The 7855-nt window shown below is 42.3% G+C and carries 6 protein-coding genes, 1 pseudogene and 1 CRISPR repeat array; all 7 genes and pseudogenes read left to right on the plus strand.

Going from position 1 to position 7855, the window contains the following annotated elements:
- The first annotated feature begins 29 nt into the window (after positions 1-29).
- Positions 30-1040, plus strand: a complete 1011-nt coding sequence (gene cas1, locus NWP17_RS12535; protein WP_280655238.1) for a CRISPR-associated endonuclease Cas1 — start codon at positions 30-32, stop codon at positions 1038-1040.
- Entirely contained in the window at positions 1037-1321 is a 285-nt protein-coding gene (cas2, locus tag NWP17_RS12540; RefSeq protein ID WP_280655239.1) for a CRISPR-associated endonuclease Cas2, read from the plus strand. The genes cas1 and cas2 overlap by 4 nt, the downstream gene beginning before the upstream one ends.
- A gap of 333 nt (positions 1322-1654) precedes the next feature.
- A CRISPR array of direct repeats spans positions 1655-2706; the repeat unit is 37 nt; unit sequence GTCCTAGACTACCTCTCCCCCGCAAGGGGATGGAAAC.
- Positions 2707-2920: 214 nt separating this feature from the next.
- A complete protein-coding gene (csx2, locus tag NWP17_RS12545; RefSeq protein ID WP_280655240.1) occupies positions 2921-4135 on the plus strand; it encodes a TIGR02221 family CRISPR-associated protein in 1215 nt (404 codons plus the stop codon).
- A gap of 207 nt (positions 4136-4342) precedes the next feature.
- Positions 4343-5803 carry a TIGR03985 family CRISPR-associated protein gene (locus tag NWP17_RS12550; RefSeq protein ID WP_280655241.1) on the plus strand — a complete coding sequence of 487 codons (1461 nt, stop codon included), beginning with the start codon at positions 4343-4345 and terminating at the stop codon, positions 5801-5803.
- A 118-nt stretch (positions 5804-5921) separates the two neighbouring features.
- Positions 5922-6905: a mechanosensitive ion channel family protein gene (locus NWP17_RS12555; RefSeq protein ID WP_280655242.1), complete on the plus strand. Its 984-nt coding sequence runs from the start codon at positions 5922-5924 to the stop codon at positions 6903-6905.
- Complete coding sequence (locus NWP17_RS12560) at positions 6902-7066, plus strand: hypothetical protein (protein ID WP_280655248.1); 165 nt, start codon at positions 6902-6904, stop codon at positions 7064-7066. Before NWP17_RS12555 ends, NWP17_RS12560 begins: the two co-directional genes overlap by 4 nt.
- A 465-nt stretch (positions 7067-7531) precedes the next feature.
- Positions 7532-7855, plus strand: a pseudogene (locus NWP17_RS12565) (ATP-binding protein); the annotation flags it as partial.

Here is a 7855-nt window from a genome sequence, read left to right on the forward strand (position 1 = left end):
CTGAAAAAACCTCCGGGAATTTGATCCCCATGACCACACTATACTTAACCGAACCAGGAACAGTGATTCGTTACAGCAACGAATGCTTATTGATTATCAAACAGCAGAAGTCCCAAAACTATCGCCTGGCAGAAATCAACCTAGTAGTAGTTTTACCAGGAGTACAGTTAACTGATGCAGTGATAGCGGAGTTATTAGACCAAGGCATAGAGACTATTTTTCTGCGTCAAGATGGTCAATTTCGCGGACGACTCCAAGGACATTTTGCCACTAACCCCATAATTCGCCTGGCTCAATATCGTTGTGTAGAAACTACCTTTGGTATGGCACTAGCTCAAAAAATGGTGAGTGGCAAAATTCGTAATCAAAGAGTGCTGCTACAACGTCAAAACCGTTGCACTAAGGGAGAAATTACCGAATTAACAGAAGCCATTGATTTAATTAGTTCTTACTCTTCCCGGTTAAATAATTTCACTACCCCATTAAATCGAGATGAACTAATGGGTGTTGAGGGTATTTGCGCCCGCACCTATTACCAAGCCCTAAAACATTACTTTCCACCCCAATGGAATTTTAATGGCCGCAACCGTCGCCCACCCCTTGACCCCATTAACGCTCTCTTAAGTTGGGGTTATGGTGTATTGTTGGCGAGGGTATTTTCTAGCTGTGTTCAAGCTGGTCTTGATCCATATTTGGGATTTTTTCACGCCATTCAACCTTATCGCCCCAATTTAGTTTTAGATTTAATGGAGGAATTTCGGCCAGTAATTGTAGATCACACAGCCATTTCCATTATTAAGTCAGATTTATTGCAACAGGAAGATTTTCATCCCTCTCCAGATGGGGTGGGTATTTGGTTGGGGACTTTAGCCAAAAAACTGTTTTTAGGAGAGTTAGAACGTCGATTTCATACCCCGATTTTGTACCCTGCTCAAAATCGGCGTTTGAGTTTGAGTCAAATTATTTTGGAACAAGCCCAGAGTTTAGGTCGCTGTTTAGTAAGTTCAAGTTTAGATTACGAGGCTTTTGTCATTAAATGACTAAATTATGGTTGGTTTGTTACGACATCCCAGACAACAAACGCAGGACTAAGTTGGCCAAGTTGATAGAACAGCGTTGTCAACGAGTACAGTATTCGGTGTTTGAGTGTCCTCTGGATGAAAAGACCTTAACACAACAGTTGGAACAACGCTGGTTACCCATACTGAAGATCAGTGAGGATAATCTTCGGGTATATCCCCTAAATAATTTAGCTAAGGAGCAAACGCGAGTGTATGGAAGTTCACCCCCCTATGAGCCACCAGATTATTTAATTTTGTAACGCGGTGTTTGTCAATTTTCAGAGCATCAAAAGTGCTGAAACAGTTACTTTAGTAGGTATTAGGAGGAATGTTACAGAATGTAAAGCCAGGACAAAAATTGTCGCAGTGAGCTAGGGGAAACGATTGTGAGCTTGAGTTTGTTACAAAGAGTAAATTTATTTTTTTCCCCTTGACTTATTCTAGTTTTGCTGTTATGTTGATTATATCAGCTAGTTTTGCTGAACCAAGCTATTGAATAAAGTACGGTCAAAAATTGATACATAACAAATTTCAGTAGTCAGGTGCAACCGAACCTTGAAAACTAAATATGGCAATAGTTTCCAAGGGGTAGGGTCCTAGACTACCTCTCCCCCGCAAGGGGATGGAAACTTGCATGTCTGTCTGGCTTAAGCATGACTCGGAATCGTCCTAGACTACCTCTCCCCCGCAAGGGGATGGAAACACGTTGGGAACTCCTTATAAAATTTTTCTGCCAAGTCCTAGACTACCTCTCCCCCGCAAGGGGATGGAAACGTTTGATTAGAGATTAAACCACAGCCATTAACAAATGCTTTACTTCTTACAGCAGTCCTAGACTACCTCTCCCCCGCAAGGGGATGGAAACAACAACCCAAAATTCTTGGGTATCTACTATCGTTCGGTCCAAGTCCTAGACTACCTCTCCCCCGCAAGGGGATGGAAACTAACTTTCATAATACAACCTATTTTGATCTGTCTTTTGTCCTAGACTACCTCTCCCCCGCAAGGGGATGGAAACACTCCTTCTGGAGGTTTACCTCCACCTCTTTCAGGGTATGTCCTAGACTACCTCTCCCCCGCAAGGGGATGGAAACTGCGGAGTTAGGGTTTAGCGCTGTTTCGATGGAGTCCTAGACTACCTCTCCCCCGCAAGGGGATGGAAACGCCGTAGTATGGAGCAAATGCTTAAATACAATATGGAAACCTACGCAGTCAGCACTACTAAGGAAGACCCAATTTGTGTCCTAGACTACCTCTCCCCCGCAAGGGGATGGAAACCTAAACATTTCATTTGATACCCTCCTTCTTCTTCTTCGTCCTAGACTACCTCTCCCCCGCAAGGGGATGGAAACGTTTTTGGTTGCAGATCGTCCGCCGTGGTCGATGGTGCGTCCTAGACTACCTCTCCCCCGCAAGGGGATGGAAACTTCCCAAGGTTCAGCTTTGTAAACAGAACCTAATGAGTCCTAGACTACCTCTCCCCCGCAAGGGGATGGAAACCATACATTGTATGCAATACCAACTGCACTTAGATAATGTCCATGACTACCTCTCCCCCGCAAGGGGATGGAAACAATCAGCCCAACGCTGAGTCCACGGGTTGTCTATGTCCATGACTACCTCTCCCCCGCAAGGGGATGGAAAAAACCCCATGTAGTGGGGGCATACTAAAGACGGGAATTCCCTGGTGGTTGGTTGTACGGCTGACAAATACTGATATTAGAATAGGGATCTTCTAGGGAGGCTGTATAATTTTACCTTAATGATGTACTTCACTTGGGCAAAATTCGCCATAGTGTTGTTGCTGGGTAAATTGGCTATTTTTTTACCTGATCAAAACACAAATTAGGAAAGCAAAAATGCAGCTTTTAACTGTTTTAGGTACGGGAAAATATACAAAAACCTGCTATTGTTGGCAAGGTCAGCAGGTGGAAACTTCTTATGTTGCTCATGCTTTGTGTGAGTTTTTTCAACCAGACAAGGTAACTGTGTTAGTGACCCCAGAAGCTAAAGCCGCTCATTGGCATAGTCTACAAAAAACTTTGGGTCATAGCTACCCATGTGAAGATGTGGAAATTCCCTCTGGGAAAGTAGAAACAGAAGTTTGGGAAATTTTTGATGCTGTGGTTAACGCTGTTACCCCAAACTCCCAGGTTTTGTTTGATATTACCCATGCTTTTCGCTCTATTCCACTTTTGGTTTTACTAGCTGCTGCTTTTTTGCAAAAAGCCAGAAATGTGGAAATTTGCGGAGTTTATTATGGTGCGTTTGAGGCTAACCGGGAGCAACCACCGATTTTTGATTTAACTCCTGCTATTAAATTATTAGATTGGTTAACTGCTACTGATAAATTTTTGAGTACTGGTTCTTCTGTAGAACTAGGTAAATTACTGAGTACCATTCAGCAGGACTTTTATCGCAGTGGTCAACAAAAAACAGCAGATATTAGACCAACTCGACTACAAAGTTTTGGCGATCGCATTCAAGCCTTATCACGTTCTATTGAGTTAGTCCGTCCCATTGACTTAATTACACAATCTGCCCAACTTCAAAATATACCAGCAACTCAACTGCAAGAAGAAGTAGGTGCATTTGCCAAACCATTTGAGTTGTTATTGAGTCAAATTCAAGATGATTACAGCCAGTTTGCGGTGATGAACTTTAACGAAGCTAGTCCTGTAGAACAATTACAAAAACAATTTCTGCTCTTGCGTTGGTATGTGAATAAAAAACTGAGTTGTCAGGCAATTTTATTAGGTAGAGAATGGTTAGTTTCTGCCATTTGCATTGCTCATGGAATTAAAAATTATCGAGATAGGGAAAAAAGAAAGGTGATAGAAGAACATCTGGGACAAATGATTGGCGCTAACCATAATTTGGATCAACCAATTGTTCAGTATGTCAGTAGTGCTGAAAAGTTAGCTGCTTTGTGGTCAACTTTAACAGAATACCGCAATGATATTGCTCATACTCAAATGCGTTTTACTTCTATTAGTGCTAGGACTTTAGAAGAATACGCACTGAACCAGTTGCTCCCAGGACTCTCAGAAATACTACCTGAATTTACAGTATAGCCTTCCCTAGTTTCTAAGGGGTAGGGTCCATGACTACCTCTTCCCCGCAAGGGGATGAAAACTTTAGAGACGTTCCATGGAACGTCTCCACTACATTCTAACTATACACACCAACACCTATAAATCTGTAATTGCTAGGGATTTAGACTCATTGATAGTATTATGATCCACTAGACAAACAGCAAAAAATCGGTATTCTTAGTATCCATGATGCCCCAGGCTATCCGTTCCCCAACACCGCAAACCTTACACTGGTTAGCAGGAGGACAACTTGCTAACCGCTTACACCGCGCCATTAGAAACTGGTGGATCTTAAATCAACTCTATGGCAAAGAAACACAATGGGGACATTATCCCCTTAAGGATTTTACCTATTCCCAACTGCGCGATCGCTTGTTTGCGGAAACACACCCCAAGGGCGAAAAGCTGGACAGCCTGGAAATTACGGCCGAATGTGGAGATTTTTCTTGTATTTGCCATCGTACTTGTATGGAAGTGCTGGAGACATCGGGAGTATACGTATCTGAAAGCCAATGGCAAACAGAAATATTACAACTCACTGGCATTAACCCGGAACACTTGGAACAACAACTACAGCAGCGCCCCTTTGCTACGGTACATCGTTCCATTAGAGACGACCTTAAACAGTTGAGTAGTTTGGGATGGTTAGAAAAGCTGAGTAAGGGAAAATATGAATGTCTCCCTTTGTCAGAATTACCCACACCCCCGGAAATACCTATAGCCCAACCTAATTTTACCCAACTGTCTATACCCCAAACCTGGGAACTGCTACACGTTTTAGAATCAGTGGCTTTTCTCCAACCCAACTTAAACTTAATAATTGAGAACCTATGGCAACAAATCGCCCATAACTCCCCGGCTCCACTGATAGAAGCACCACACCAGCGAATATTTCTGCACCTTGACTATATCTTATCCACAGAGGCTCAAGACCAAGTAGACGATTACCAAGAGCAAATAGAACAGCTGTGGGGAAAAAAAGGGAGTGGAGTGATACAGTTTGAATATTGGGTCACAATAGCCAAAAAAGTAGAAGTGACCGTTTATCCTGTTTGTTTGCATTACCACCGACGTGCTAAATATCTCAGTGCCTACGGTACAGACCCAGAAGGTCAATTAGCTTGGCATAACTACCGCCTCGACCGCATCGCCTCAGAAAAATTGCGGGTTCTCCCTTGGGGTGATCCTAGTATCCCCAAGGAATTAAAAGAAATGCGCTACACCGGCAAACTACCCACACCAGCCCAAATTCAAACAGAATTAGATCAGGCTTGGGGTTTTAACTTTTATCTCAAACGAGAACTGCTGATTTTGCGTTTTCCCTCCGCCTTCGCCCAAAGATATGTAGACAATACATTTCGCCATCCCACCTTTCGCCCGATTTCCTACAAAAAACTACCCCAACAAATTATCCAAAATGTACCGCGTCAAGAACAGCAAAAAGTTTTAGATATATTGCAACACAAACCCCCCACAGATGCTTACTACACCGGCTGGATACGCACTGGAGACGTTAACGTTTTAATGCGTCTGCGAGACTGGCGACCCAATGGAGAAGTAATTGCGCCCTTGTCCATTCGAGAAGAACTCAAACAGGAAGCGATGAAAGAATTATCTCATTATCAAGACAGTCCAAGCATTTCTTAAACACGTGAGATACAAACCCTAATCAATCTTGCAGCACAACCACAACCAAACCTGAGAAGGTATTTAATTCTCTCAATTTTAGCTATCATCAGCAACGACTGATCAATGAGGAATGTGGATGAATGGGGAAATATCAGCCCTGGTGGCTAGGGTGCAGAAAATGGTTAACGATTTTATTCTTCTGCTACCCAATATTGTGTTAGGGTTAGTTGTATTTACAACCTTTGTGATTCTGGGTAGATCCATTAAGCGAGTGGTCAGGCGCTTAACCAGACATCGCCGCTACGCCCGGAATTTGGGAATGGTGCTGGGCAGGTTAGCACAGGGTGTTACAGTTTTACTGGGTTTGTTTATTTCTCTCTCTGTTGTTTTTCCTTCACTGAGAGCATCTGATTTAGTGCAATTGTTGGGAATTAGTGGGGTGGCCATTGGTTTTGCTTTTCGGGATATTCTACAAAACTTTTTGGCAGGAATTTTAATTCTACTTACAGAACCTTTCCAAATCAATGACCAAATTGTTTTTAAAAACTTTGAAGGTACGGTAGAAAACATTGAAACAAGAGCTACAACCATCAAAACCTACGATGGTCGCCGCATTGTTATTCCTAATTCTGAACTGTTCACCAACTCAGTGACTGTCAATACAGCCTTTGACAGTCGTCGCCTAGAATATGATGTGGCTATTGGCTATGGGGATGATTTAAAGTGGACTAAACAATTAATGCTAGAGGCTATACATGGTGTAGAACTGGTGTTAAAAGACCCCCCTCCTGATGTGTTGGTGATGGAACTGGCGGAAAATAGTGTTAATATTCGGGCGCGATGGTGGATCAAACCACCCCGAAGATACGATGCGTTAGATTCCAGAGATCAGGTAATCTCTGCAATTAAGCAGAAACTTTATGTGGAAAATGGCATTGATTTACCATACCCCACCAGACAGATTTTATTCCATGACCAAACAGAAGAAACAGATGGCGATCGCTCCCGTCAGCGAGAAGGCTGGCCTGCGGGTAAAAACCCGGTTCCTCAACCGCGCAGCATTAGCCAGTCACTGCAACAATTAGCAGAATTACAAGACCGCAACGGCAAAAAATTATGAATGATATCAAATTATCTAAGCTGTGGGATGCACTTCTAACTAGTTACTGGTTTTTACCCGGTATGCTGGCAATAACTGCGGTGATTTTAGCATTTACCATGCTGCATCTTGACCGTACCATTGTTACCACTCATAAAAAATGCCCACATTTGCGGGCATAAGTAGGCTTTCTGTCACTTTTATTGGCTACAATCATGTTTGAGCATGATGCTTTTATTTTTCTCTATTCCCACTGATAAATCAACTCAAAAAAACCACAACTTTAGACATAAATCAGGCAATTTTATCTAATAAATTTTCTATGTAAACTCTGAAAATAAGATCACTAATAGCTGATTTCCATACTAAACAGTGTTTGCTAATTATCCTGAAGATATTTTCTGGATAATTTAATAATTAATTACCATAAATATGTTTTTTCTAAACAAGATTTATAGACAAAATTACTAGATTTATGTCTGTTGAATTTGATGATTATGCCTAATTTTCTATTAAAAATAGAAGTGTGGTCAGGTTGAAAACCCCAGGTGTTCCCAGTCCTGGGGTTTTACTTTTTCCCCGTTGTAATACAATGATGGTGAGGTGAGCATCCTACACCCCTTGATATTGCTATATATAAAAGCCTTATGACTAAATGGTTTAATACTGCTGGCCCTTGCCAATCGGATATTCACTATATGTTACCCACAAGTGAGCGCTTACCCCAATTAAAGCGACTCATAGATCAGCGCAATTATTTTGTGATCCACGCCCCTAGACAAACTGGAAAAACTACTGCCATGCTCACTCTAGCACAGGAACTTACAGCCAGTGGTGAGTATACTGCTGTTTTGCTGTCTTTGGAAGTGGGGGCGGTATTTCCCCATGATCCCGGTACTGCTGAACGTGCAATTTTAGACGAATGGAAGCAGGCTGTTAAATTTCGTTTACCCCCCACCCTACAACCACCC

The sequence above is a fragment of the Chrysosporum bergii ANA360D genome (assembly GCF_029891735.1).
Lineage (GTDB): Bacteria > Cyanobacteriota > Cyanobacteriia > Cyanobacteriales > Nostocaceae > Umezakia > Umezakia bergii.